The organism is Frateuria sp. GZRe12, from assembly GCF_051900535.1.
Classification (GTDB): Bacteria; Pseudomonadota; Gammaproteobacteria; order Xanthomonadales; family Rhodanobacteraceae; genus Frateuria_A.
Genome location: NZ_JBHZGI010000003.1, coordinates 387,388 through 411,691 on the forward strand (window position 1 = coordinate 387,388; position 24,304 = coordinate 411,691).

The 24,304-nt window shown below is 66.2% G+C and carries 26 protein-coding genes; 6 read left to right on the plus strand and 20 right to left on the minus strand.

The window, feature by feature from the left end; genetic code table 11:
* Positions 1-4: 4 nt before the first annotated feature.
* On the plus strand, positions 5-2,794 hold the full coding sequence (locus ACFWZ4_RS10300) for a PAS domain-containing protein (RefSeq protein WP_439704581.1): 2,790 nt from the start codon (positions 5-7) through the stop codon (positions 2,792-2,794).
* Positions 2,795-2,878: 84 nt separating this feature from the next.
* Positions 2,879-4,579, plus strand: a complete 1,701-nt coding sequence (locus tag ACFWZ4_RS10305; protein WP_439704617.1) for a M28 family metallopeptidase — start codon at positions 2,879-2,881, stop codon at positions 4,577-4,579.
* A gap of 69 nt (positions 4,580-4,648) precedes the next feature.
* On the opposite strand, the gene ACFWZ4_RS10310 is transcribed toward ACFWZ4_RS10305, so the two are convergent.
* The 9 genes from ACFWZ4_RS10310 to ACFWZ4_RS10350 form a co-directional block, all read right to left on the minus strand.
* Positions 4,649-6,013 (minus strand): hypothetical protein, encoded by a 1,365-nt coding sequence (locus ACFWZ4_RS10310; RefSeq protein ID WP_439704582.1) that lies wholly within the window; start codon positions 6,011-6,013, stop codon positions 4,649-4,651.
* A 75-nt stretch (positions 6,014-6,088) separates the two neighbouring features.
* Positions 6,089-6,670, minus strand: coding sequence for an alpha-ketoglutarate-dependent dioxygenase AlkB (locus ACFWZ4_RS10315; protein ID WP_439704583.1), 582 nt, complete (start codon positions 6,668-6,670; stop codon positions 6,089-6,091).
* Between the two features lie 7 nt (positions 6,671-6,677).
* Complete coding sequence (locus tag ACFWZ4_RS10320; protein WP_439704584.1) at positions 6,678-7,643, minus strand: cation diffusion facilitator family transporter; 966 nt, start codon at positions 7,641-7,643, stop codon at positions 6,678-6,680.
* A gap of 2 nt (positions 7,644-7,645) precedes the next feature.
* Complete coding sequence (locus ACFWZ4_RS10325) at positions 7,646-8,383, minus strand: DNA-formamidopyrimidine glycosylase family protein (RefSeq protein WP_439704585.1); 738 nt, start codon at positions 8,381-8,383, stop codon at positions 7,646-7,648.
* 148 nt (positions 8,384-8,531) lie between these two features.
* Positions 8,532-9,242, minus strand: a complete 711-nt coding sequence (locus ACFWZ4_RS10330; protein WP_439704618.1) for a DUF72 domain-containing protein — start codon at positions 9,240-9,242, stop codon at positions 8,532-8,534.
* Between the two features lie 89 nt (positions 9,243-9,331).
* Entirely contained in the window at positions 9,332-10,108 is a 777-nt protein-coding gene (locus ACFWZ4_RS10335) for a class I SAM-dependent methyltransferase (RefSeq protein WP_439704586.1), read from the minus strand.
* 218 nt (positions 10,109-10,326) lie between these two features.
* The gene (locus tag ACFWZ4_RS10340) at positions 10,327-10,596 is read right to left on the minus strand and encodes a hypothetical protein (protein WP_439704587.1); all 270 of its coding nucleotides are present in this window, start codon (positions 10,594-10,596) and stop codon (positions 10,327-10,329) included.
* A gap of 25 nt (positions 10,597-10,621) precedes the next feature.
* Positions 10,622-11,041 (minus strand): CBS domain-containing protein, encoded by a 420-nt coding sequence (locus ACFWZ4_RS10345; protein WP_439704588.1) that lies wholly within the window; start codon positions 11,039-11,041, stop codon positions 10,622-10,624.
* 173 nt (positions 11,042-11,214) lie between these two features.
* Positions 11,215-11,712, minus strand: coding sequence for a hypothetical protein (locus ACFWZ4_RS10350; protein ID WP_439704589.1), 498 nt, complete (start codon positions 11,710-11,712; stop codon positions 11,215-11,217).
* A 122-nt stretch (positions 11,713-11,834) separates the two neighbouring features.
* Here ACFWZ4_RS10350 and ACFWZ4_RS10355 point away from each other — a divergent pair, with 122 nt between their 5' ends.
* The 3 genes from ACFWZ4_RS10355 to ACFWZ4_RS10365 all read left to right on the plus strand — a co-directional run bounded on the left by ACFWZ4_RS10355 (position 11,835) and on the right by ACFWZ4_RS10365 (position 13,920).
* Positions 11,835-12,017: an oxidoreductase-like domain-containing protein gene (locus tag ACFWZ4_RS10355; protein WP_439704590.1), complete on the plus strand. Its 183-nt coding sequence runs from the start codon at positions 11,835-11,837 to the stop codon at positions 12,015-12,017.
* Positions 12,018-12,075: 58 nt separating this feature from the next.
* Positions 12,076-13,203: an FAD-dependent oxidoreductase gene (locus ACFWZ4_RS10360; protein WP_439704591.1), complete on the plus strand. Its 1,128-nt coding sequence runs from the start codon at positions 12,076-12,078 to the stop codon at positions 13,201-13,203.
* Positions 13,204-13,401: 198 nt separating this feature from the next.
* Positions 13,402-13,920 (plus strand): hypothetical protein, encoded by a 519-nt coding sequence (locus ACFWZ4_RS10365; protein ID WP_439704592.1) that lies wholly within the window; start codon positions 13,402-13,404, stop codon positions 13,918-13,920.
* A gap of 6 nt (positions 13,921-13,926) precedes the next feature.
* Here the strand turns inward: ACFWZ4_RS10365 and ACFWZ4_RS10370 are convergent, their stop codons facing one another.
* On the minus strand, positions 13,927-14,937 hold the full coding sequence (locus ACFWZ4_RS10370; RefSeq protein WP_439704593.1) for an HDOD domain-containing protein: 1,011 nt from the start codon (positions 14,935-14,937) through the stop codon (positions 13,927-13,929).
* A 193-nt stretch (positions 14,938-15,130) separates the two neighbouring features.
* Here ACFWZ4_RS10370 and ACFWZ4_RS10375 point away from each other — a divergent pair, with 193 nt between their 5' ends.
* Positions 15,131-16,123, plus strand: a complete 993-nt coding sequence (locus tag ACFWZ4_RS10375) for an LLM class flavin-dependent oxidoreductase (RefSeq protein WP_439704594.1) — start codon at positions 15,131-15,133, stop codon at positions 16,121-16,123.
* A 62-nt stretch (positions 16,124-16,185) separates the two neighbouring features.
* Here ACFWZ4_RS10375 and ACFWZ4_RS10380 read toward each other — a convergent pair whose 3' ends face one another.
* The 10 genes from ACFWZ4_RS10380 to merC form a co-directional block, all read right to left on the minus strand.
* Complete coding sequence (locus ACFWZ4_RS10380) at positions 16,186-16,578, minus strand: hypothetical protein (RefSeq protein ID WP_439704595.1); 393 nt, start codon at positions 16,576-16,578, stop codon at positions 16,186-16,188.
* A 48-nt stretch (positions 16,579-16,626) separates the two neighbouring features.
* Positions 16,627-16,962 (minus strand): hypothetical protein, encoded by a 336-nt coding sequence (locus tag ACFWZ4_RS10385; RefSeq protein ID WP_439704596.1) that lies wholly within the window; start codon positions 16,960-16,962, stop codon positions 16,627-16,629.
* Between the two features lie 76 nt (positions 16,963-17,038).
* Complete coding sequence (gene uppS, locus ACFWZ4_RS10390) at positions 17,039-17,773, minus strand: polyprenyl diphosphate synthase (protein WP_439704597.1); 735 nt, start codon at positions 17,771-17,773, stop codon at positions 17,039-17,041.
* 57 nt (positions 17,774-17,830) lie between these two features.
* On the minus strand, positions 17,831-18,208 hold the full coding sequence (locus tag ACFWZ4_RS10395; RefSeq protein ID WP_439704598.1) for a winged helix-turn-helix domain-containing protein: 378 nt from the start codon (positions 18,206-18,208) through the stop codon (positions 17,831-17,833).
* On the minus strand, positions 18,201-18,800 hold the full coding sequence (locus tag ACFWZ4_RS10400; RefSeq protein WP_439704599.1) for a hypothetical protein: 600 nt from the start codon (positions 18,798-18,800) through the stop codon (positions 18,201-18,203). The genes ACFWZ4_RS10395 and ACFWZ4_RS10400 overlap by 8 nt, the downstream gene beginning before the upstream one ends.
* 1,960 nt (positions 18,801-20,760) lie before the next feature.
* Positions 20,761-21,069 carry a hypothetical protein gene (locus ACFWZ4_RS10405; RefSeq protein ID WP_439704600.1) on the minus strand — a complete coding sequence of 103 codons (309 nt, stop codon included), beginning with the start codon at positions 21,067-21,069 and terminating at the stop codon, positions 20,761-20,763.
* Between the two features lie 76 nt (positions 21,070-21,145).
* On the minus strand, positions 21,146-21,715 hold the full coding sequence (locus ACFWZ4_RS10410) for a hypothetical protein (protein ID WP_439704601.1): 570 nt from the start codon (positions 21,713-21,715) through the stop codon (positions 21,146-21,148).
* A gap of 1,520 nt (positions 21,716-23,235) precedes the next feature.
* Positions 23,236-23,472: a hypothetical protein gene (locus ACFWZ4_RS10415; protein WP_439704602.1), complete on the minus strand. Its 237-nt coding sequence runs from the start codon at positions 23,470-23,472 to the stop codon at positions 23,236-23,238.
* 64 nt (positions 23,473-23,536) lie between these two features.
* A complete protein-coding gene (locus ACFWZ4_RS10420) occupies positions 23,537-23,758 on the minus strand; it encodes a GDCCVxC domain-containing (seleno)protein (RefSeq protein WP_292977493.1) in 222 nt (73 codons plus the stop codon).
* Positions 23,740-24,138 (minus strand): organomercurial transporter MerC, encoded by a 399-nt coding sequence (merC, locus tag ACFWZ4_RS10425; protein ID WP_292977494.1) that lies wholly within the window; start codon positions 24,136-24,138, stop codon positions 23,740-23,742. The genes ACFWZ4_RS10420 and merC overlap by 19 nt, the downstream gene beginning before the upstream one ends.
* Positions 24,139-24,304 lie beyond the last annotated feature (166 nt).

The window sequence follows — 24,304 nt, forward strand, 5'->3', positions numbered from 1 at the left end:
TGCCATGCAGCACCGCGCGGATCCGTTCTCCACGCAGGCGTGCGCCGGAATGCCTTTTGGCAGCGAGGAGCGCCTGGAGCTGGCGACACGCGCGGCCAAGCTGGGCATCTGGGACTGGAACCTGCTCGACAACACGTTCGTCTATTCCCCCCGCGCCCGCGAGATCTGCGGCCTGCCGCCGGGCGACGAGCCCTTGTGCCTGGAGCAGCTGCAGGCACGCACCCACCCGGACGACTTGCCGCGCACGCACGGCATGCTGCTGCGCGCGCTCGATCCACAGATCCGCGAGCGCGTGCCTTTCGAATACCGCGTGGTGCACGACGACGGCGAGGTACGCTGGGTGATCGCGCATGGCCAGGCGTTGTTCGCGCCCGTCGATGGCGAGGTCCGCGCCGTGCGCTACATCGGCACGTTGCAGGACGTCAGCGAGTGGCGCCAGCTGCGTGCGGCGCTGGAAACCAGCCAGGCGCGGCTGCACCTGGCCATCGAAGCCGGTCGCATGGCGGTGTGGGAAGCGGACCTGCGCAACGAGACGTTGGCCGGTTCGCCCGAACTCAACCGCCTGCTCGGCTTTCCCGAGGACGCCACGCCCACGATCGAGCAGATTCGCGCCGGCTACCCCGCTGGCGAACGCGAGCGTCTGCAGGCCTGCATGGTCGATGCGCTGGCCCACGGCGAACGCTTCATCGAGACCGAATTTCGCTACGTCTGCCCCGGCGGGGAAGGGCGTGCGCTGCTGCTGCGCGCGGAGATCCATGCGGAGGATGGCCAGCCGGCGAAGGCGATGGGCGTGCTGATGGACGTCACCGATCGCCGCCGCGCCGAGGATGCGCTGCGCGCCAGCGAGGCGCGGCTGAAACTGGCCCAGCGGGTGGGCAAGATCGGCGTATGGGACTGGGAGCTGCCGTCGGGCGACGCCAGCTGGTCGCGCGAGATGTACGTGCTGTTCGGGCTCGACCCGGACGCAGGAATCACGCCCGAAGAGGCCTGGCTCGCCACCGTCTATGCGGAAGACCGCGCGGCCGTCGACGAAGCGGTCCGCCGTAGCACCGAAAGCGGCCAGCCTCTGGACATCGAATTCCGCATCCGCACCCACGGCGAAACCCGCTGGATCCTCTCCAAGGGCACGCCCGTCATCGGCTCCGATGGCCGGCGCCGGATGATCGGCGTTAACCAGGACGTGACCAGCGCGCACCGCGAGCGGACGGCGCTGGAAGACCGCAACCGTGCGCTGCAGGAAGCGGCATTGCGGATCGGGCGCGAGCGCGAGCGGGTGTTCGAACTCAGCCGCGACCTGTTCGCGGTGGCCGGGTTCGACGGCTACTTCAAGGTCGTCAATCCCTCCTGGACGCGCATCCTGGGCTACGACAGCGAGACCCTGCTCGCGCGGCCGTTCCTGGATTTCATCCATCCGGAGGACCGGGCCACTGCCGACGCCGTGCTGGCCTGCCTGCGCCGCGGGCACGTGGCTCCCCCCTTCGAGAACCGCATGCAATGCGAGCACGGGGGCTGGCGCTGGATCGCCTGGACGGCGGTGGCCGAGCACGACCGCATCTACGCGGTCGGGCGTGATGTCACCCAGGAGAAGCTCGCCGCGCACGAGCTGGAGGCGGCCAATCGCCAGCTGCGCAACCAGATCGAAGGCCGCGAGCGGGTCGAGGCGACGCTGCGCCAGATGCAGCGGCTGGAGGCGGTCGGCCAGCTCACCTCGGGCGTGGCGCACGACTTCAACAACCTGCTCACCATCGTGCTTGGCAACCTCGACCTGATCGAAATGACGGTGGACGATCCCAAGGTGCGCCGGCGGCTGGACCTGATGCGCCAGGCCGCGCTGCGTGGCGCCACGCTGACCTCGCAGCTGCTTGCGTTCTCGCGCCGGCAGCGGCTGGAGCCCAAGGTGGTCGACCTCAATGGCACCGTCCAGGGCATGAGCGAGCTGCTTCGCAGCACCATGGGCGGCAGCGTCGCGGTGGCGGCGCACCTGCAACCGGGGTTGTGGAGCGCGCTGGTCGATCCGACCCAGATCGAACTGGTGATCCTGAACCTCGCGATCAACGCACGCGACGCCATGCCGGTGGGCGGCAGCCTTGCCATCGAGACGGCCAATGCCACGCTCACCGACGAGCCGGGATCACCCGGCGAGCCGACGCCGGGCGACTACGTCGTCATTTCAGTCACCGACACCGGCACCGGCATGACCGAGGAAGTGCGCGCGCACGCGTTCGAGCCGTTCTTCACCACCAAGGGCGTGGGCAAGGGGTCCGGACTGGGCCTGGCCCAGGTGCTCGGGTTTGCGCAGCAGTCCGGTGGCGGCGTGCGCATCGAGAGCCGGCCGGATGCTGGAACCACCGTGCGCGTCTACCTGCCGCGCGCGCAGGCGGGCGTGGCCATGGAACCGGCGATGGCCGACAACCATGCCCATGCCGAGCCGCTGCCAAAGCGCCGGTTCGCGCTGCTGGTCGATGACGACAGCGCGGTCCGCGATGTCACCGCCGCGCGGCTGCGCCAGCTCGGCTTCGAGGTGCTGGAGGCTGGGTCTGGCGGTGCGGCGCTGGATCTGCTGGACCGTTCGGCGCAGGTGGACCTGCTGGTGGCGGACTTCGCCATGCCCGGCATGAACGGCGTGGAGGTTGCCCAGCAGGCGCGCGCACGCCGGCCCGAACTGCCCGTGCTGTTCGTTACCGGCTATGCCGACCAGACCGCATTGGCGGGCGTCGGCGAGGAGCGGGTGGTGCAGAAACCGTTCCGCGACGACGAGCTGGAACGCAAGGTGCTGGCAGTGATGGGCGCCTGACCTGCGCCGTGCCCTTGCAAGAGCTCGAAGCTCCTGCAAGGGCAAGCTTCGGGACGGTAGGAATCCGCAGCTCGCATGCCTACCATGCAAGGGGTGTCCCCTCGCAAAGGTACTCCCGTGAACCGATCGCTCGCTTACGCCATCGCCGCGGCCTTGCTCGCGCCCGCGCTCGCCAGCCCCGCATGGTCCACCGACCTGCCGACGTTCGACCCGCACCGCCTGTCGCAGGAGGTCAGGACGCTCTCCTCCGACGCCTTCGAAGGGCGCGGCCCGGCCACGTCGGGCGAAACGAAGACGGTCGACTACGTGATCGCGCGGTTCAAGGACGCCGGTCTTTCGCCGGGCGGCGCCATCGTCGACGGCAAGCGCACCTGGACCCAGCCGGTGCCGCTGGGCCGCTTCGAGATCGTCGGTACGCCCACGTTCTCGCTGAGCGAGGACGGCAAGGCCATGGCGCTGACCCAGGGCGAGCAGATCGCCGTGCGCGCGGCGATGGACGGCAGCCGCAAGGTCGACATCGAGAACGCGCCGCTGGTGTTCGTCGGCTACGGCGTCAAGGCACCCGAGCGCCACTGGGACGACTTCAAGGGCGTGGACCTCAAGGGCAAGATCGGCGTGGTGCTGGTCAACGATCCGGACTTCGAGACTGGCCGCGGCGACTTCGGCGGCAAGGCAATGACCTACTACGGCCGCTGGACCTACAAGTACGAGGAAGCCTCGCGCCAGGGCGCGCTGGGGATGCTGGTGGTGCACGAGACCGCGCCGGCCTCCTACGGCTGGGCCACGGTGAAGAATTCCAACACCAACGTGCAGTTCGACATCGTGCGGGACAAGCCGGCCGCCGAGCACCCCACGCTGGAAGGCTGGATCCAGCACGACCTGGCGGTGCAGATGTTCAAGGCCGCGGGGCTGGATTTCGCCGCGCTCAAGAAGCAGGCGCAGCGGCGCGATTTCAAGCCGGTGACGCTCGATGGCGTGACCTTCTCGGCGCACTACGACGTCGACGCCAAGGTGATCACCTCGCAGAACATCGTCGGCCGCGTCGAGGGCGCCAAACGCCCGGACGAGACGGTGATCTACAGCGCGCACTGGGACCACCTGGGCGTGGGCGCACCCGATGCCAAGGGCGACCGCATCTACAACGGCGCGGTCGACAACGCCACCGGCACCGCGGCGCTGATCGAGCTGGGACGCGCCTTTGCGCATGCACCTCGGCCCGAGCGTTCGGTCGTGTTCCTGGCGGTCACCGCCGAGGAAAAGGGCCTGCTGGGTTCGGAGTACTACGCCACGCATCCGCTGTACCCGGTTGGCAAGACCGTGGCCGACATCAACACCGACGCGCTCGACCCGAGCGGCCCCGCGCGCAACTTTTCCATCTCCGGCAACGCGAAGCTCGGGCTGCTCGATCGCCTGATCGCGCTGGCGAAGACCTACGGCATGAGCTACGCGCCCGATCCGCACCCGGAGGCAGGCAGCTTCTTCCGCTCCGATCATTTCTCCTTTGCGAAGCAGGGCATCCCGGCGATCTCGTTCGAATCGGGCAACGACTTGGTCAAGGGCGGCAAGGCGGCGGGCGAGGCCGCGGGCAAGCTCTACAACCGCGAGCACTACCACCAGCCCTCGGACGAATGGCAGGCCAGCTGGACGTTCACCGGCATGGCGCACGACCTGCGGCTGCTTTACCAGCTTGGCTACCAGCTCGCCGACTCGGACGCCTGGCCGGCCTGGTCGAAGGATTCGGAATTCCGCGCGGTGCGTGAGAAGACGGCCGACCAGCGCAAGTGAGGGCCGGGGGATCGCGCCCCCGGTCCGCCTGTCGGCGCCTTCCCCCGTAGACGGGGGAGGGCCCGCACACTAGGGTGTGGCACCTCGCACACTGATCGACCGACGCCCGAGCATGCGCCCCTGTGCGTCGGTCGCCACCAGCCGATAGTCGCCCGGACGCAGGTAAAGGTCGCTGGCCGAAGCGCCAAGGGTGGGACGCAACAGGCGGCCGGTCGGCCCCTGGCGCGGCGGTGGATCGAACACCAGCCGGTCGGCCGGGATCGCCGCATCCGTCTCGTTGGCGTAGCGCGCTTCGACCAGGCAGGGATAGTCGGATCGGCAGATTTCATCGCCATCCACCGGAACCGGCTTGCGCAGGCCGTCCAGCGCGAGCCAGGTGGGGCGGCCACGACGCAGCGATTCGGGCGGAAACAGCACGCTCACGTCGTAGCCGTCGCGCAGCGCCCACGGCTTGCCCTCCACATCGAGGAACACCATCGGCTGCACGGGTTTGAGCCGCGCCACCAACGCCGCGTAGTAGGGATGATCGTGTGTGGCATCCGGATGCGGCACCAGCATGGTCTGCTCGACCGTGAGCGGGTCGATGCCACTCAACGTGCGCAGGTGTTCGGCCATCGACTGGCCGCCGAGGTACTTGCCGCTTTCCTGGATATGCCCGTAGCCGGCGTCGACCACCAGTCGCGCCTTCGGGTTGGCCTTGAACACACGCTCGTAGAGGTTGCGCGCCTGCGAGCGCTCACGCGCATCGCCGCTGTCGCCGCCCTCGGCTTCGTAGGCCACCACGCGATAGCCGAGCCTGAGCGCGGTACGCACCATCTCCGCGCAGAGCGGTTCGTTCGTGTAGAAGCCGGTGCCCTCGACCGGCCAGCCGCGCGCCTGCAGCTTGTCGTCGCTGGAATAAAGGGTCTCGGCAGCGAAGGTATCGAATCCTTCCTCGCGCAGCCTTGCGAGCAGTTCGATGGTCAGCGTGCGGGTCAGCGGGACGTGGTGGATTTCGTTGAAGAAGACCGCCTGCCGGCCGCGTGCGAGCCTGGCGATCGCATCGATCGCCGGTTGCGCCCGCATACCCGGGCCGAGCGGCAGGGCATGGTCGCCGGGCAACTGCGTTTCCTGCACCGAGAAACTTGCGGCGGCGTTCGGGTAATCGCCGATATAGGTCTGGTACCAAGCCAGGTACTGGCCGAAGATCACCGGAAAGGCCGGGTTGCGGTCGCCCTCGAACATGGCCGAGAGCATCGTCTCGTAGCGCCCCAGCAACGACTTGCGGCGATCGGCCTGGCGCATGATGCGGTCGGCCTTGTCCGCCGCTTCCATCTGCAGCGCGTACCAGCGCTCGGGTGTCATCGCCGGCTTGTCCTGCCTGGGCATGGCGATGGCCATGCCGATCGGGAGCAGCAGACAGGCGAGGCAGGTGGCAAGGCGGCAGGAGGACATTGTCGGGGACTCCGTGCGTGTCGCAGAGTCTGTACCAAAAGCGGGTCGCGTGTAGCAGGCTGGGCCGTTCCGTGCCTAGGGGTTCGGTCGGACGCGGAAGGCCAGACTGATTCGCGGCCCCATGGCCGCACGCTGCTTGGGAATGCCGTGGTCGTAATGGAACTGGCTGGCGTAGTCCATCAGCAGCAAGCTGCCGGCGGCCAGGTCAAGGTGCAGCACGCGCCGTGGCGGGCGCTTGGCGCGGATCACCATCTCGCGCGTGGCGCCCAGCGACAGCAGGGCGATCGGGTAGCCGCGCACCAGGTCCTCCAGCTTGTCGTTGTGTGGCGCCACACTGTCGTGCTCGTCGCGGTAGAGGTTCAACCCCACGCTGGTGAAAGGTGCATCGACTTCCGCGCGGACCGCCGCGAGCACTTCGTGCAGCGGCGCGGGCAGGGCGGGATCGGCCAGGTCGAAGTGCGCGCGCAGGCGCGGCACATCCACCTCACGCTCGTACATCACGCGGCGACCGCCGCGCCAGGCGATACCCTCGAACAGCTGCGTGAACCACGCTTGCGCCGTTTCGGCCGGCACCACGTCAGGGGTGTAGGCGACGCGACCGCTGGCATCGTCCAAGAGCACCTGCGGGCCGGCGGCGAACAGCGAGAACGAGGCCATGGCGCCCTCACCCTTTCGGCGCGTTTTCCCGCGCGATGGCATGCTGGCGCGCGCGCCAGGTTTCGCTGGTCTGCGGCTTGACGAACAACGAGGTGACCTCCGCGTGGCGACCCTTGACCGCCTTCTCGATGCGGTTGATGCATTGCTCGATCTGCGGCGTGGTGAGCTGGTCCTCGAACTCGGCGCTGAGCGCCGCGACGACCGTGTGCGGGCCCATCTGCACGGTCAGCACGCCATTGACGTGGCCTACGCCCGGATCGTTGGCGGCGATCTCCAGCAGCGATTCGCGCAGCTTCGGATGCGCCGGCTCGCCGAGCAGCAGCCCCTTGCTCTCGCGCGCGAGCAGGCTCGCGGAGATCGCCAGCACGATTGCGATGCCGATCGAGGCCGCGCCGTCGAGCTCTGGCCTGTCGAACACGCGGGCGCACACCACGCCAGCGAGCGCGATCAGCAAGCCCAGAAGAGCGGCCGAATCTTCCAGCAGCACGGTGAAGGTGGTCGGGTCCTTGCTCTTGCGGAAGGCTTCGAAGTAGCCCATCGAACCCTTGGCCGCACGAAACTCCCGCAGTGCCAGGTACCACGAACTGCCCTCGAACAGCATCGACACGCCCAGCACGATGTAGTTGATCCGCGGATCGCTCATGGGTTCGGGATGGCGCAAGTGGTTCACGCCTTCGAACAGCGATACGCCCGCGCCCAGGGCGAACACCAGCAACGCGACGATGAAGCTCCAGAAGTAGAGCTCGCGGCCATGGCCGAACGGATGCACGGCGTCCGGCGGCCGAGCCGCCTGGCGCATGCCGTAGAGCAGCAGCAGTTCGTTGGATGTGTCGACCAGCGAGTGCACGCCTTCGCTGAGCATCGCCGAACTGCCGGAGATGCCCGCCGCCACGAACTTGGCAATGGCGATGGCCAGGTTGCCGCCGAGCGCGGCATAGACGACCAGGCGCGAACTGGAGGAGGAGGAGGACATCGTCAGCTCTCCACGTACCGTCGCTGGCACAGCTCGCAGAAGAAGCTGCGCCGGTTGGTCTTGCCCAGGTATGCGCGATGGAACTTCACGTGGTCGCGCGGGCAGATGCTCTTGTTGTGCGCCAGCCAGTGCTTGCGCAGCACGAATGCGCGCTTCCACTTGAGGAACTCGAAGCTGTACTGGCGCGCCTGCTCGACCAGTTCGCGCAGTTTGCGTGGCGGCAGCGCGCCGACGGTCGAGAGCGGGTGCGTGCGGATGCGGAACAGCACTTCGTTCTTGATGATGTTGCCCACGCCGGCGAAAACGTCCTGGTCGAGCAGCGCATCACAGGCGAGCGTGTCCGGCATGGCGCGCAGGCGCTTGCGCGCGAGCGCCGGGTCCCAGGCATCGGACATCACGTCGGCGCGCCAGTCGTACAGATCGTCGAGGTCGCCATCGAGCAGGCGAACGGAGCAGCTGTAGAAGTTGAGCTCGCCCTCGTCGAACTGCAGGCTGAGCCGCGGGCCGGCGTCCTTGCGTTCATTGATGCGGTAGCTGCCGAACATCAGCAGGTGGATGCGGACGGTCACGTCCGGGAGCTCGATCAGCGTCTGCTTGCCGAAGCTGCGGAAGGCCACCACCGGCTCGCCGACGAGCCGGGTCATGTCGATCTTGGCGTTGCCCTCGGCGCGACGGATCGTGCGCCCGGTGAAAGGCGCCAACTCTCCCCGCAGAATGACGATCGAAGGGCCCTCGGGCACGGATCACCTGTCGTGGCTGGATCAGCCCATGGTGGGCGAGGTGGCCGCACGTCGAAGTGAATGAACCGTGCCGGATGTTTGCAGGAGGACAGTGGTGCGCGACCGCACAGGAGGCCGAGTGCATGGCGGTCGCGCACAGGGTGCGCTCCTACAAACCGTGGACCATCCGCTGTAGCGCCAGTGCATTGCCTGTCGCGTGCCCGAGCGTCGTGTTGTCGAAGATGCACCACGCCTGTGGTGCGCGCCGCAACCGCCGGGCCACGCGTTCGAGTACCGCTGGCGGATAGGCGTCGTAGTACATCCGCGGCGATCCATGCAGCCTGAGGTAAATGCGGTGGCGGTCGCCGCCGGGAAGCGCCGCGCGCGGCACGCGCGCCGGATCGGCCGCCACGCGCGAGACGGCCAGTTGGCGCAGTGCGTGGTCGACGCTTGCGGTGAACCACGAGGCGTGCCGGGGCTCGCACGCCAGCGGCCCGTCGTGGTGTTCGCGCAGGCGCTCGAAGAAAGGCAGGGCGACCGACGCGTCGAACACCATGCTCGGTGGCAGCTGCAACAACAGCCAGCCCAGTTTGTCACCGAGTTCGCCAACCTGGTCCAGGAACGCGGCCACCAGTCCGTCGCAGTCCCGCAGCCGGCACTCATGGCTGATCGCCTTGGGCATCTTGGCGGCGAAGCGGAAGTCCGCCGGCACGCTGTCCGCCCAGCGGCGCCAGGTCGCCGGGCGGTGCGGACGGTAGAAACTGGAGTTGACCTCCACGCAGTCCAATACCTGCGCGTAGCGCTCCAGCGTGCTGCCTTCGGTCGGGAACGCCGCGGCGTGTGCCTTGGGGATCGACCAGCCGGCGCAGCCGATGCGGATGGCGATCACGCCATCACCCCCTGGAAGAGCGTTCTCTTCGCGGGGGCCCACGTGGGGCCCCTGCGAATAGCGTTCCGCTCGTGCAAAGCTCAGCCCTTCGGCTTCCGGAAGCGGTACATGAACTGGTCGGTGTGCCCGCGGATCGACTTGTCGAACACCTTGATGTCGTGCGGATCGGCCGGGTTGCGCAGCGCGTCGCTCTCGCCGTCGAACACGAAGCCCGCCGATTCGGCCTGCTTCCGGACGATGGCCGGGTCGATGCGATGCAGCGTGTCGGTGTCGCGCATGCCCGATCCGGCCGGCGCGACGTGGTCGATCACGATGAACACGCCGCCGGGCTTGAGCACCTTGAAGACCTGCTTGTCGAGCACCACCGGATCGACGTTGCCCATGAACTTGTCGGGGTAGTCGTGGTAGTTCTGCGAGGTGAACACCACGTCGACCGACTCGGGCGCATCCAGCTTGGCGGCCGGCTGAGTCAGCACGCTGACATTCGCGTAGTGCGGCTGTTGGGCGAGCTTGCGCAGGTTGGCCACGTCCGACTGCGATTCGGAGGCGTACTCGTTCGGCCACAGCGCGTAGACGTGGCCCTTGGGCCCGACCACGCCGCTGAACACGCGGGTGAAGTAGCCGCTGCCGGGAATCAGTTCCAGCACCTTGTCGCCCGGTTCGACCTCGGCGAAGGCCATCACCTGCGCGATCTTGCGGCGGGCGTCGTCGGCGCGGTCGGCCTGGCGGCCCGGGTCGTTGATTGCCGCGGCGAGGTACGGTGGCTGTGCGTGTCGCGCGGCAGTCTGCGGGGCGGGTGCGGCGTGCACGGCCGGCAGGGCGAGGGCGATCACGGCGGCGAGGACGAGCGTGCGCATGTCAGGCTCCTTCGGGGTGGGTGTGCGATTGTGCGCCTGGCGCGGCTGCAGGATGGGCGTGACTTCTGGGGGGGGCGAGGCCGTCCCAGGGCGGCGTTTCCCAATGGGCGGACACGCCGAAGTGGCCCGGCCGGGGCCAGGCTCGCACGCCTTCGTCGATCCGCTTCAGGCCATCCCTGGCCCGGCCCGCATCCCTGCCAGTCCGTACGGGTTTGCGCTCAGTCGGCGCCACCCGAGGAGTTCGGCGTGGTCGAGGTCGGCGGCGGCATCGCAGTGGACGAGGCCGGCGGCATGGTGGCCGGCGGCGTCATCGCGGTGGATGCAGGTGCCGGCGTCATCGGCGTGGTCGGCTGGGCGGGCGTCATCGCTGGCGCGGTCGACGGGGCGGCTGCGCCCGGCTCGGCGTTGTCGTTGGTGCCGTGGTTGCAGGCGGCAAGCGCGAACGTGGAAGCCAGCAGCAGGCTCCAGCACAACAGGCGGATCTTCATGGGCATGCTCCTCCGATAAAATCGGTCAGTGCGGCTGGGATACGGCGCGGGTGACTTCCTGCTGCAGCGAACGGGCTTCGGTGCGCTCCAGGTCCGCCAGCGAAACGATGCCGCAGAGGGCACCCTTGGCGTCGACTACCGGGACCCGCCGGATCTGCTGGCGCTCCATCAGCTTGGCGCAGTCCTGCAGGCTCGCGTCCTCCTTGATCACGACCGGCGGCGCGGTCATGCATTCCTGCACGCGCACATCCAGCGGATTGCGGCCGGCGGCGAGCGTGCGCACGACGATGTCGCGGTCGGTGATCACCCCGATCGGGTGGCGGTCCAGGTCGACCACGGGGATTTCGCCGACGTCCTCGTCGCGCATGGCGCGGGCGACTTCATCCAGCGGCGAAGTGGCCAGGCAGAATTTCGGATTGCGGGTCATCACGCGGTCGAGATCCATGGGTACTCCGGGTGGCGGAAACGGGGACGGACAGGATGTTCCTCGCGCCCGGTTGAATGCGGTGTGCGCGGACCATGAAGGGTGCGTTTAATCGCTGCTTCTGCTCTGGCTGCAGCTCTCCCGGACAGGAGAGGGAGCTGTCTCCTTGCAGACAGACGGACTGGGTGCCCGTGCTAAGTCAACGCCGTGGGCTCATCGAACGGCAGCGGCGTGCCGCCCGCGCGAGCGAGTGCCGGTTCGGCGCGCACCAGCTGTTCCTTGTCGCCGTCGAGCACCACCAGGACGCGGCCGGCCTCGATCTCCTCCTCGAATTTGCGCCGCACCGGGTCGGGCACGGAGGCGCCTACCAGCGCGCCGGTCCAGCCACCGGTCAGCGCCCCGGCGACGGTCAGTCCGGCCACGCCCGCCACGGTGATGCCCACCGGCGGGATCGCCACGGCCACCAGCCCGGCGAGCAGGCCGACCGCGCCGCCGCCGACCACGCCGCGCAGCGCGGCGGGATAGAAATCGCTCGCAGCTTCCTTGTGCTGCTCCGGTGTCGCTTCGAGTTCGATGTCGGAGCGGGCGATCAGCGAGATGTCCTCTTCCGGCACGCCTGCGGCGCGCGCGGCCTGCATGACGGTTCTGGCGGCCTCGACATTGGGGGTGCTGAACACATGGCGGGTTTTCATGGCGCTCCTCGCGATGGGAATGGCGGGCGCGGGGACGGCCCATCGTCATCCTTGTGGAGCGAGGGTTCGCTGGGCGTCGGCTGCGGGTGTCCATGGCGTGAGCGCGGCCGTACCATCGAAGTATGGAGCTACCGTTTCCGTCCGACGATCCGCCACCGGTTCGCCCCAGCGAACCCGATCCGGCCGACTGCTGCGGCGAGGGCTGCGTGCATTGCGTGCTCGATCGCTACGACGAGGCGCTGGAGCGCTACCGCGTCGCGCTCGCAGCCTGGCAGGCGCGCCATCCGGAGGTTCCCCGCCTTTGACGCGGCCTCGTCCCGACGCCGTCGTAGACGTCAACGTCGATGCTGTTAGTCTCCGGGCATGCCGTCGAACACCTTGCCCGTGATGATCGCCGGCGCCGGTCCGACTGGACTGGCGGCCGCTTTGTTGCTCGCCCGACGCGGCGTTCCCGTGCGCATCGTCGACAAGTCGGCGGCGCCCAGCCTCCGTTCCAAGGCATTGGCCGTCAACCCGCGCACGCAGGATTTGCTGGAAGACACCGGCGTGACCGCGCGGATGCTGGCCGAAGGCTGGGCCGTGCAGGGGCTGTCGCTGCACCAGCACGGGCACGAGGACGTCGCCGTACCGGTCTCACCCCTGCTCGACACCGACCGCTCGCTGCTCTCGCTGCCCCAGTCGCGCACGGAAGCCCTGCTGGCCGACGCGTTGCAGGCGCAGGGCATCACCGTCGAGCGCGGAGTGAAACTCGACACGCTGGCGCAGGGGGAGGACGGCGTCACCGTCCAATTGGTGCATGCCGACGGCAGCGTCGAACGCACGCAGGCGCCACTGCTGTACGGTGCCGACGGCGCGCACAGCACGGTGCGCCAGGCACTGGGGCTCGCCTTCCCGGGCGACGAACTGCCCGAGCCCTGGCAACTGTGGGACCTGCACCTGGCCACGCCCCTGGACCCGGATCGGGTGCACCTGTTCCTGCTGCCGGACGGCTTCCTGTTCGCGCTGCGCGTGCGCGAGGACATCTGGCGCGTGATCGGCAACAGTGCAGCGCCGCTGGACGCGCTGCCCGCGGGCACGGTGTGCGGCGACGTGCTCTGGCAGTCCCACTTCCACATCGCGCATCGCGTGGCCGAACGCGCCGGCGTGGGGCGCGTGCTGCTGGGGGGCGATGCGGCGCACATCCACTCGCCGCTCGGGGCGCGCGGCATGAATCTGGGGATCGAGGATGCCTACGTGTTCGCCGTCTGCGCGGCCGACGCGCTCAACGGCCGCCTCTCACGCCTGGCCAACTACACGCAGCTGCGCCACCCGGTGCATCGCCAGGTGGTCCGGCGGGTGGGCGCATTGACCCATCTGATGCAGGGCCGCCCCTCGACCCTGCGCGAACTGCGCGACGTGCTGGTGCCGCGCCTGATGCGCTTCGGCCCCGCGCGGCGCCAGTTCCTGCGCGTGGCCGGCGGTCTGGATCACCCCGTCCGCACGCGCGGATAGGGCGCTCGGTGTAGGGTGGGCTTCAGCCCACCAGCTTTAGCACGTGACGCCGGTGGGGATTGCGCCCAATCGGCACCGGCGACCGCAGCGATCGGACGTCCAAACGTGCACTGGCTCGCGTTTGCCATGCCGTTACGTTGATCGCGCATCGGGGCGCCTGTAGATTCGTTTAGGCAATTTGCTCTCGGGGGAGTTCGTATGAAGAAGTTCGCATGGGTGGTCGGCGGTGCATTGCTGCTGGCTGCATGTGGGGGTTCGCAGGACACGCGTGTGCCGGTTGCGCTGGGCAGCCTGGTAACGCCGGCCTCGGCGCCGTGGCTGCAGGTCGAGCAGGATCAACAGGACGTCGAGGTTCGCGGCCTGGAGGATTCGCTCACGCTCAAGCCCGCGCCGCCGGTGTCCGAAGTGCTGCAGTCGCGCCTGCGCCATGCGCTGGAGCCGGCCTATTTCACCGATCTGGTGGTGCATTGCGAGCAGGTCTTCGCCGAGATGCGCGTGGACACCGAGGCCACGCCGGCCAACGTCACGCTCGAGCTGGGCACGCACTGCGCCATCAATGCACGCGGCCTGGGTTCGGACAAGACCTATCACGTCTCCCCGTCCATGCCCGCGCCGACCCGGGGCGACTACGCCATGGCGCTGGCCACCCTGCTGGCCACCGGAGCCGACGACATTGCGCGGCAGTTGCGCACGGACGTGGGATCGACGCCGCACTGATGCCCTTCAGTCCTGTGTCGGCATGAACTGCCGGCGCAGGTCCAGCTGTCCGCGCCGCATGACCGGCGCGGGAAAGCTGTCCGGCCAGGTTGCGCTGTAGTCCAGTTCGGCATCCAGCAGGTCGCGCTCCACCAGCAGCTGCACCATCGCCAGCGGATCGGCGCAGGCCAGCACCTTGCCCAGCGGCGATGCCGGCGCCTGCGGTGCGTTGACGCGTTCGACCAGTGCTTCGATCACGTTGGCCGGCATCTCCCAATGCCGCACCGCGCGCAGCGACAGCCGCGCACCGATGCGCATGCAGCCAGCCAGGAACACCGGCGAGAACGGCCCCAGCGACGGCGGCGCCTCCTGGTCCAGCAGGCGCACGATCGCGCCGGTGCCGGTATGACAGACCATGCCGGCCAGGAACGCCTCGAACGGATCGCAGCCCCCATGCCGGCCGAGGAAGGCGGCGGCATGCGCGCAGCGCTCGGCGTGCTCCCACAGCCATGGCCCGGCCATATGCCCGCGCATGCCCGCGCTGGCCTGCAGGATCGGCTTCATCACGTGCAGCGTGGCGACCCGGCGCAGGGCATCGCGCCCGAGCAGGACCACCGCGTGCTGCAGGCTATGGATCGGCTGTGCCGAACGGAAATGCGCACTGCCGGCCACGCGCATCACTTCGCCCACGAGCACCGGATCGCGGCCGATCAGCGCGGCCAGCTGCGATCCGGCCAGGTTGTCGTTCCTCAGCGCGCGCAGCAGCTGTGGCAGCACGCTGGGCAGGCGCGGCAGCCCGCTGACGTCGAAGCGCTCGCCGATCGCCTCCAGCCGCCGCAACGTGGCCTGCTCGGCTCCGCTGGCGGTATCGCTGACGGCCGCCGGAAGGCCCAGCACGAAGCGATGGAAACGATCCTCCACCACCGCCAGTGGCGGCCCCATCTCGCGCACGGGCACGTCGGCCACCACCGTCACGATCGGCGGGGCGGGGGCAGGGCGGCTCGGAACTTTCCTCGCGGCGAAAAGACGCCGCCACATGGCGATCATCCGGATGCAGGTTCCATGGCGTGCTCCGCGCTGTATCGGCAGTCCGGCAGGGAAATGTAGCCGGCCCATGCACCCTGTTCCTGCCGAGCGCAGGCGCAGCCGGAGAGTCGACCCCCGCCCGCGTGGCACTGGCAATGGCCGCCCCGCGGCCCCACATCCTGGGAACCCTGCGCAGGACCTCCGCATGATCCCATTATCGATACTCGACCTGGCCCCCATCACCGAAGGCAACGATGCAAGCGCCGCCTTCCGCAACACGCTGGACCTGGCCAGGTTGGGCGAGCAACTGGGTTACCGGCGTTACTGGCTGGCCGAGCACCACAACATGCCGGGCATCGCCAGCGCAGCCACGGCGGTACTGATCGGCCACGTCGCCGGCGGCACCTCGACCATCCGCGTGGGCGCAGGTGGCGTGATGCTGCCCAACCATGCGCCACTGCAGGTGGCCGAGCAATTCGGCACGCTGGCCGCGCTGTATCCGGGCCGCATCGACCTGGGACTGGGCCGCGCCCCGGGGACCGACCAGGCGACCATGCGCGCGCTGCGCCGCTACGGCGACGCGGCGGAAACCTTTCCCGACGACGTGCTCGAACTGCTGCACTACTTCGAACCGGCCAGTCCCGGCCAGGCGGTGCGCGCGGTTCCCGGCGCGGGCCTGGACGTGCCCGTCTGGCTGCTGGGCTCCAGCCTGTTCAGTGCGCGCCTGGCCGCGGCGCTGGGACTGCCCTTCGCCTTCGCCTCGCACTTCGCGCCCGATGCCATGGACGCCGCGCTGTCGATCTACCGCCGCGAATTCCGCCCGTCGCCGCGGCTCGCGCAGCCCTACGCCATGCTCGGGATCAACGTGGTCGCAGCCGACACCGATGCGGAGGCCCGCCGCCTGTTTACTACGCAACAGCAAAGCTTCATCAACCTGCGCCGCGGCCAGCCCGGGCTGGTGCCCCCGCCCATCGACGACATCGAGACCTATTGGACACCCACCGAAAAGCTCGGCGTCGAACGCGCGCTCGCATGTGCCGTGGTCGGTGGCCCCGCCACCGTGCAAAAGGGCCTGGCCGACTTCATCGCCCGCCACCAACCCGACGAGCTGATGCTCACCGCCAACATCTTCGACCACGACCTGCGGCGGCACTCCTTCGAACTGGCCATGCAGGCCCGCGAGCAACTCCCGATCTGATACTTCCCGGTAGGAGCGCACCTGTGTGCGCGACCGCGAGTCCCGCGATCGCTCGCCGTGCCTCAAACCCCGCCACGCTCCGGTTCGCCCCGCGCCGCCTGCGCAAACATCCACGCCGATCCTCCGAACAACGCCACGAAGAAGCCATTCAACAACACGATCTCCGCCGGCCCGCTCCAGGGAAGCCCCAGCCCCTCGACCAGCGCGAACGCACCAATCAGCGCCTGCGCAAATGCCATCGCCGCGAGCGCCCGCGCCATCCCCACGGGGTGCAGGCGCGCGATGGCCGCGCCGACGACGCCGATTGCCACTACCCCGAAATACATCCGGTTGGCCGGATCGCCATCGGCCCCGATGATGCCGACCCCCAGACTGAGCCACACCAGGAGAATCGTCGCCACCAGCGCCACGCAGGCGGCGGAACGGAAAGTGTTGAGGTGAACAGGTGCGCGCATGACGTGCCTCCGCTGGGAGCTGTCCGTTTCGCTTCTTCCACGCAAGGCTCAGGCCTGCTCGCCCAGCAACCCGCGCGCGATGAATTGGGCGAGGGTCGTGGCGAATGCCAGCCCGATAAGGAAAAGGATCCACCGCATCCGAAGCCAGGATGCGCGCAACGTGGACCACTGCGCGGTCAGGTCGACCGGATAGGCGGCGCAGTAGGCCACGTTCGCCATGACCGCAAGCAGGAACAGCTGCAGGAACAGATCGAGCGAAACCACGCGGCCGAAAGCGGCGCCATTCGCGATGAAAATGGCTGCGACGACCCCCAGCAAAACCAGGTTGTAGACGATCCGGTGCCGCTCCCAGTAACGGATGGCGTCGCCGATGACCTCGCGCATGTCCTGATGTTCCATGGATGCAACCTCATGCCTTGGGTTGGAACGACAGGGCGGCTTCGCCCGTTGATCGGACGGCTCATCGGGCGGCGGTCTTGCGTTCCGGCTCGGCCACGCATGCGTTTGGCAGACTGCCGAACCGGCGATTGCGCCGATGGAAGGTCTCGACCGCGTCGGCAAGGTCGCGCCCGGTGAAATCCGGCCACAGCACGCCGGAAAAAAGCAGCTCCGCATGGGCGCACTCCCACAGCAGGAAATCGCTGAGCCGTTGCTCGCGCCCGGTGCGCACCAGCAGGTCCACGTCGGGCGTGCAGGGGTCGCCGTGCTGCGAACGGGCAAGCAACTGGCGGAACTGCTCGCGGCTCGGCGCTGCGCCTGTGTGCAGCGCCGCCGCCGTGGTGATGGCGTCACGCGAGGAGTAGTCCACCGCCAACCGCAGGTCGAGCACCTGGCCGTCGGCGGTCGTTGCTTCCGCCTGCTCGATCGTCCTCACCAGCGCGGGGGAAAGCCGGTCGCGGCGACCGATCACGCTCAGGCGTACCCCCTTTCGCCGGCAAGCGTCCACTTCCGACGTGAGGAAATTGCGGAACAACGCCATCAGCGTCGCGACCTCCGCCGCCAGACGCCGCCAGTTGTCCGAGGAAAACGCATACTGCGTCAGCGTGGAGATTCCCAGCCGCGGCGACGCCTCCACCACGCGCCGCACCGCGTTCGCGCCCGCCCGGTGGCCGCGGGTTCGCGGCCATCCCCGCTCCTCGGCCCAGCGGCCGTTGCCGTCCATGATGATCGCAACGTGCAGGTTATCCATGTCCATCAAGTACTCTGCAATGTAAAGTTCAGGCGCACGCCAAACCGCCTCGTTCCCAACCGGTCAGTCGCCGATGCGGGTTGCGGCGATCAGCGCTTCCATGTGGTTGAGGTAGGACTCGAGGGCCTTGCGGCCCTTCGGGGTGATGCGGAACTCGGTGCGCGGGATGCGCCCCTCGAAGCTCTTGTGGCAGGCGACGTATCCGGCGTCCTCGAGCTTGCGTGCGTGCACGCTGAGGTTGCCGTCCGTCGTGTTGAGCAGGCTCTTCAGATCGGTGAAACCCAGCCGGTCGTTCACGGCCAGGGCGCTGATGATCCCCAGTCGCAGCCGTTCGTGGATCAGCCGGTCGAGATCCACCGTGCGCTCCACCGCACCCTCCACCGGCACCAGGGCCGGGCGGCTGGGCAGGTGCTCTGCCTTGGCGGTCGATCGCTTAGCCACCGTATTTTCTCGCGATGAGCACGCCGAATACGATGTGCAGGCCACCGAAACCCAGGCCCAGGCAGGCTGCCTGCACCGGCGGCGCCGTGAAGAGCGCGATCGCGCCCAGGAAAAGAAAGAGGATGCCCATCAGCGGCACGATGCGGATCGAGAACGTGCCACCGGCGATCACGGCCGTGCCGTACAACAGCAGCCACATCCCGGGAAGCAGCGCATCCAGGCCGGCGCGGAACAGCACGATCGTGAGGAGTGCGGCCACGAAGATCGCCGGCACGAAGCCAAGCGCAAACTGCCGCGCCGGGCGCGACAGCAGCGGGACCCCTTCATTGCGCGCCTTGACCAGCACCCCGAGCAGCCCGACGGCCACCGCGATGGCCGCCGTCGCGAGCCAGGTCACCAGCCACGCGAGCCTGCTGTGTTGCGCCGGCGCGATGATCGCCGCCGCCAGTCCGGCCAACCCCATGAAAACGCCACCCCAGCCGGGCACGGCGGTGAAGGAACTGGCGCGCTCCATGGCATCGCGGATGTAGAGAAGATTCTCCGCGGCGTGCTCGTGGAGTGACACAGTATTTCGAAGCCGGCGGATGTCCATGCCGGCGAGGCTAGGCTCGTTGCGGCGGCCCCGTCAAGTACTTTGTTGTGAAAAGTGGATGCAACATGTAGCTGCCAGGTAAGCGGCTATCACCCGTCGAACGCCGTGTTGGTCGCTTGCAACCAAAGGGCGCGGCGATAGCAGCCGCGATGCTCGCATCGGGTCCGGGCACCTTAGGTTTAGTCGCGCCGCGAAGCGGCGTTGGCATGGGCAAATTCAGGAGCCACGCCGGAAGACCGAGCGCCTCTGGCCATGAGAGCCTGGATGCTTACGATGCACGGCCGAGCGCCGCGAGTCGCAGGAGGCCTTCGCCAATCGCCTCAGGTCCCATGAGGGGATTGAAGTGCCATGCAACTTCGAATTCTGCGTTCGCCGGGTGGGGAACGCTTGCGCGAACCACGGCGTTCGATGCGTTCACCGAACTACAGAGCATGGGCACGTACTGACTTTCAAACTGCTTGATGGAGCGACATCCAGCCGCCCGGTATGCGGGCCAGTCGGATCGCTTCCTAAGCGGCACCCGGTCTCGTACCAACGAGAATGCTGCGAAAGCCTTGGCAAACGCCTCGCCTAGCACGGCCGATGTCGGCGATCCTGATAGCACCAAGGGGTCCGACTGCTCGAAGTTGAGACCTTCCGGGCTGCGGTGCATGGCCACGACGATAGTGTTGGCCGGGCCGAAAAAGATGCGAGCACACCGTTCAACTGCCGGTTTGCCCGTGCCCAAGAGCGAAGCGAGCATCTGCTGGCCCCTAACGCTTGAGTTAAGCGGCGCGCGGTACGCGCGTCCGCTTGGACGAATGGTTAGCCACGAGGTGCGAACCAGGCGGCCTGCTCTTGAAGTGACTTTAGATATGCTTCGTCTAAGGCGACTTGGCAACTAAGGCGCATGTCTCCAGCTCCGTTGCCGCCGGCAGCGGCTGATGCCTCGTAGTTGCACTGCTCCTGGCGAAAGCGAGCAAACCCTTTTGCTGCTTGGTCAAAAAGAGCGAGTGACCTCGACCTATAGGGCGGATCTTGGTCCCAGCGGCTGATACGTTGCCGTTGCGCATCTTGGGCCGCACGAACACGTGCTGCTGAATCTTTGGCCGCGTTGGTCCAGCAGGCACGCTCCGAGGCGTGGCTGGGAGCATTCCCGCACGACGGTGCTGCGAGCGCCGGTGCTGACCAAGCGACGACAATAAAGAAGGCGAGGATGCGTGTATGCATGGCTAACGCTGGAGTTAAGCGGCGCACGTCAGCGTGTCCGCCTTGAACGAGTTGTTAGGCAGCATCGGCGCGTCGCGCGAGCTTGCCGGCTTTGTGTGACCAAAAGACTATGGAGAGAATTGCCGCGGTAGAGGCGAGTAACACGGCTAATTTTACCAAGTGAGATGTGCCGAGGGAGTCGCGAAAAAGAAGAGCCGCAATGGCGACACCTAAACCCACAATTGCCGGCCAATATTTGATGGTGGGCAGCGCGCTTACAGCAGCACAATTCGGACAGCTAACCTCGCCGCGAGGATGTGCAGGAGTCGCGCGCAACTGGTGGTCGGGAATGTGGGAGCGACAACTCGGGCAGATGAGTTTCATGTTTGGTGCCTAACGCTAGAGTTAAGCGGCGGCGAAGCCGTCCGCCTTGAATGAGTTGTTAGGCCTGAGCAGCAAGCGGCATGCCAGGAAGGACTACTGCCGACCAAACTTGCCCCAGATTGCGCCAATTGCCAAGCCGGCCACGACTGTCACCCCCGTCATGAACATGCCGAACGAAGTTGAGCACCCAAACGCTCGAGTGCTGCCGCCAAACCGACAACGCGCCGCATCTTGTAGCAGCGGTAGGCCGTAGAAGTACGTAGCGATGCATGCACCAAGAAGAACCGTCACCACCAGGATCGTAAAGATGATGGGATTCTTCAGAGGCATGCCTGCGGCCTAACGCTGGAGTTAAGCGGCGGCGAAGCCGTCCGCCTTGAACGAGATGTTAGGTGCCGCACAGCTCTGGCACCCGCTCGAAAAACAGTGAGTCGAGGGCTCCAGTGAGGATATGGCCGGATTCGTCAGTAAGCTGATATGAGCCTTGCGTGTTGCCGATGGAAGCAAATCCTTCGATGCCGCAGAGCATCCCGTACATGGTCTCAGCAACAGCCAAGCGAATGATGCTTGTGATGCTGGCCTCCTGCGAAGTACTGAGGTCCAGCTTGCGTATTCGGGAAGCTACCTCGGTGCATGAATTGGCGTGAGGGGCATAAAGCTCGCACCTTGCCTCGAACTCCACCACCAAATTTTCCACGAATTCCTGAGGCGACATAGGCACCTAACGCTTGAGTTAAGCGGCGCGCGGTAAGCGCGTCCGCTTGGACGAGTGGTTAGCTGCCTCCAAGCTTCGCCAGTAAACGACGGAAAGCTCGTACAGCCCTATTGTGATTTGCGATTGTGTAGTCGGTTGATGACCACTCAATGTTATCTAGCTGAAACAGATGCATGTTGTTGCGAAGCCCCCAGAGCCAATCGATGTCTAGCTTGAGCTCTTCGTCGATCTCGCCAGCCTCGAGGAGGTACTGGGTCCGCTTACAAAAATTGCCACCGCACTTACCATGCAAATAGTTCTTCGTGATGCTCTCAACAATCGTTCCAAGCAGGAACATTTGAAGCTTGATCACCATCTCCTTTGCCATGCCGGAAAGGTCTGTGCGGTTCAAGATCCAGTGTTGGACGTCCGCGAGTTGGAGGGTGTATGCGATGTTGCTTCGGAGCGTCCGGTTGGATAGGAAGCCTACACGCTGCCTCGCCTCCGATGCTGTCCTCAGATATCCCCGCGGAAAGCGAAGCTTGGCGGTCTTGGAAAAATCTCGCCCAACATAGTCCTGGATCTGTTGGACTAAGGCGCTGGCTTCGTCGATCGCTTTGCTAAGCTCTTCGTCGGAAGAAATGGTCATTAGTAAGCTAACGCTGGAGTTAAGCGGCGCCGGAACGGCGTCCGCTTGGACGAGTGGTTAGGCCTGAGTCTAAAGCACGAAGTCTTCCGGAAGCTTGCCCCTCATGTGGAAGACCCTTGCTGCATCTACTGCGCACGAGACGAAGGCCGCCCACTCGCTCATCTTGAACACCTCGGAATCGTTAGCAATGTGCTTTGGCGTCGCAGAGCACAGTAGCTCCCAGCCGCCGTCCAGACGTTTGAGGGCCTCGATCTCATCCGCTGTGAAAGCAGCGGCTGGATAGTTGGCCTCGCAGATTGGACGTGTGAGGAAATCCTGCTACTGATTGAGCAGCTCGCCTATACCGAGTCGCGGTTCGTTCTCACGGCCATAGTCCCGTACCCGCTCGGCGTACTCGAAGAGACGGTTATGAATGCGTTGCTCTAACACCTGAGGGTCCATGGCATCCCCTAGAGGCAGCTCGCGCCGAACTGCAAGCCTAACGCCCGAATTAAGCGGCGGCGAAGCCGTCCGCTTGAATGAAGAGTTAGGGGCTTGCGCCGCGCCATGCTTGAGCGACTGTGCCGGCACCACCGCGAGCCCCGCCGAACACAACGCTAGCAGCTTTGGATGCCTGGAGCTTTCCGCAGCGCTGCAGAGGCAGCGGCCAAGTGCGGAGGGCGCAACGCTGGCGAAGGCTTGGCCGAAGCACACGCTACGAGAGAACAACCAAGCAAGGGCCTAACGCTTGAGTTAAGCGGCGCGCGGTACGCGCGTCCGCTTGAATGAATAGTTAGCGCTTGCCGCTTAGGACGGCCTGCCCAGCGAGCAACACAATGATGCAAACAGCGAAAGCCAACAAGCACGCGGTAACGACCCGGAACCTGCGAGGAAGCAATGCAAGCACAAACATTGCAGCTGCCCCAGCGTAGACACCCTGTGCGATGGACGTGTTGGATTGAGACCATGGGCGATAGGCAACAAGATAGAGCGCCCCCGCGAGCACAATGAGCACGCGCTGCGGGATGCTGAGGCTCCAGGGGCGCTTGGTGATCGAGGGCATCGCTCTTGAGAGGCCTAACGCTGGAGTTAAGCGGCGGCGAAGCCGTCCGCCTTGAACAAGTAGTTAGGTTACTAGCGACACAACCCGCCCAGTGCCTTTGGTGCCACCCTCCCAAACTGTGAACTTGCCACCGACACTGAAGTATGGCAAAGCCAGCTCAGGAAACAGAAGTTGCACACCCGCGTAGAAGGATTCACCAGGTGCCGGCTGCCCCTCAAAGGTGAAGCAAGCAGACCAGTGCTCGTTGTTGATGCCAAGGACCGTACGCCACTCGCCAGAAACTAACGGTCCCTGCCTGCCGCCAACTTCGGTGGAAGCAAATAGATGTCAGCGAAGAACTCTGGTGACATTACGACCTAACGCTGGAGTTAAGCGGCGGCGAAGCCGTCCGCCTTGAACGAGTGGTTAGGCGCGACGCCGTGCTACAGAGAGCGCTACATACGCCACGAAACTGTAAACGATGATGCCCAACGGAATGCTAGCAAGGAATGCCAGCAAGGAATGCCAGGAAGTTGAGCGGTGTGCCCTCGTAAACAGGATGTTCCGGAGTGCCCATGTTGCCGAGCGGAGCAAAGCCTTGTAGCAGCGTGTTTTGCCAGAGAAAACCATTGGCGAGAGAGGTGAGGCCAAAGGAGTCGGCGGCAAATGAAAGCGCGAATAGTACGGCTGTTGCCAGCACACCAATTGTGAAAGCTAAGAGGATGCGTTTGATCATGCGCTTGGAAGCCTAACGCCTGAATTAAGCCGAGCCGCGAAGCGGCTTCGGCTTGAATGAATTGTTATACGCCGCCGCTGCAGCAGGAACTGCCCTGCTGAATGGGTGGGCACTTGACCGTGCCATACGAGCAATAAACGCAGCAATCCCCGGGCAACGGTTTGAGCACTGCATGGCAAGCGCTGCACTCATAGAACCACTGGCATGCATTGGTGGGCATGGTTTCCCGCGTGGCAGTACCGCACTCGGGGCAGGTAATAACGGACTCTAGTTCGATGCTGGACACTGGACGGCTCTTACGGGACGCAGAAGATCAAGGATAGACGCGACAAGCATGAGGGCAATGCCCGCATAGAACAGGTAAATGCTCCAGTCATAGCTCCAGAAGACGAGAAGCGCAGCTAACACGGCAATTGGGCCGACGACCGAAAGCAAGCCGCGAGCAAGTTGGCGGTGCCTGTACCACGCCCAAGCGTTCACCAGGAGCGCAAGTACCGCTAGACCGGGCAGCAACTTACGGAACAGAAAGCCTTCGTACTGCCCGAGGAATCCCAGGCCTAGCGCGGCACCCAAAGACCCGAGGGCCGGAAAGCAGCCGGCGCACGACATTGCCGAGACCAGCGCACCGAAACTACTTGTTTTGTCCAACACACGCGTGACGCTCATGCTTTTTTCCTCAATTAAAGAGACAGTTTCTGCGGCGTATAACGCTGGAGTTAAGCGGCGGCGGTACGCCGTCCGCTTGGACGAGTGGTTAGGCCAGCACCAACGTGGCCACGTAAGCAAGGGGTGCGACCAACGTAGAGCCGGCCCACACTGATAGTAAATGCTT

What these genes read in the sequence shown, in the direction of transcription:
- ACFWZ4_RS10300 (WP_439704581.1), top strand. Translation starts at nt 5, where the DNA reads ATGCAGCACCGCGCGGATCCGTTCTCCACGCAGGCGTGCGCCGGAATG.
- ACFWZ4_RS10305 (WP_439704617.1), top strand. Translation starts at nt 2,879, where the DNA reads ATGCAAGGGGTGTCCCCTCGCAAAGGTACTCCCGTGAACCGATCGCTC.
- ACFWZ4_RS10310 (WP_439704582.1), bottom strand. Translation starts at nt 6,013, where the DNA reads ATGTCCTCCTGCCGCCTTGCCACCTGCCTCGCCTGTCTGCTGCTCCCG.
- ACFWZ4_RS10315 (WP_439704583.1), bottom strand. Translation starts at nt 6,670, where the DNA reads ATGGCCTCGTTCTCGCTGTTCGCCGCCGGCCCGCAGGTGCTCTTGGAC.
- ACFWZ4_RS10320 (WP_439704584.1), bottom strand. Translation starts at nt 7,643, where the DNA reads ATGTCCTCCTCCTCCTCCAGTTCGCGCCTGGTCGTCTATGCCGCGCTC.
- ACFWZ4_RS10335 (WP_439704586.1), bottom strand. Translation starts at nt 10,108, where the DNA reads ATGCGCACGCTCGTCCTCGCCGCCGTGATCGCCCTCGCCCTGCCGGCC.
- ACFWZ4_RS10340 (WP_439704587.1), bottom strand. Translation starts at nt 10,596, where the DNA reads ATGAAGATCCGCCTGTTGTGCTGGAGCCTGCTGCTGGCTTCCACGTTC.
- ACFWZ4_RS10345 (WP_439704588.1), bottom strand. Translation starts at nt 11,041, where the DNA reads ATGGATCTCGACCGCGTGATGACCCGCAATCCGAAATTCTGCCTGGCC.
- ACFWZ4_RS10350 (WP_439704589.1), bottom strand. Translation starts at nt 11,712, where the DNA reads ATGAAAACCCGCCATGTGTTCAGCACCCCCAATGTCGAGGCCGCCAGA.
- ACFWZ4_RS10355 (WP_439704590.1), top strand. Translation starts at nt 11,835, where the DNA reads ATGGAGCTACCGTTTCCGTCCGACGATCCGCCACCGGTTCGCCCCAGC.
- ACFWZ4_RS10360 (WP_439704591.1), top strand. Translation starts at nt 12,076, where the DNA reads ATGCCGTCGAACACCTTGCCCGTGATGATCGCCGGCGCCGGTCCGACT.
- ACFWZ4_RS10365 (WP_439704592.1), top strand. Translation starts at nt 13,402, where the DNA reads ATGAAGAAGTTCGCATGGGTGGTCGGCGGTGCATTGCTGCTGGCTGCA.
- ACFWZ4_RS10370 (WP_439704593.1), bottom strand. Translation starts at nt 14,937, where the DNA reads ATGTGGCGGCGTCTTTTCGCCGCGAGGAAAGTTCCGAGCCGCCCTGCC.
- ACFWZ4_RS10375 (WP_439704594.1), top strand. Translation starts at nt 15,131, where the DNA reads ATGATCCCATTATCGATACTCGACCTGGCCCCCATCACCGAAGGCAAC.
- ACFWZ4_RS10380 (WP_439704595.1), bottom strand. Translation starts at nt 16,578, where the DNA reads ATGCGCGCACCTGTTCACCTCAACACTTTCCGTTCCGCCGCCTGCGTG.
- ACFWZ4_RS10385 (WP_439704596.1), bottom strand. Translation starts at nt 16,962, where the DNA reads ATGCGCGAGGTCATCGGCGACGCCATCCGTTACTGGGAGCGGCACCGG.
- uppS (WP_439704597.1), bottom strand. Translation starts at nt 17,773, where the DNA reads ATGGACATGGATAACCTGCACGTTGCGATCATCATGGACGGCAACGGC.
- ACFWZ4_RS10400 (WP_439704599.1), bottom strand. Translation starts at nt 18,800, where the DNA reads ATGGACATCCGCCGGCTTCGAAATACTGTGTCACTCCACGAGCACGCC.
- ACFWZ4_RS10410 (WP_439704601.1), bottom strand. Translation starts at nt 21,715, where the DNA reads ATGACCATTTCTTCCGACGAAGAGCTTAGCAAAGCGATCGACGAAGCC.
- ACFWZ4_RS10415 (WP_439704602.1), bottom strand. Translation starts at nt 23,472, where the DNA reads ATGATCAAACGCATCCTCTTAGCTTTCACAATTGGTGTGCTGGCAACA.
- merC (WP_292977494.1), bottom strand. Translation starts at nt 24,138, where the DNA reads ATGAGCGTCACGCGTGTGTTGGACAAAACAAGTAGTTTCGGTGCGCTG.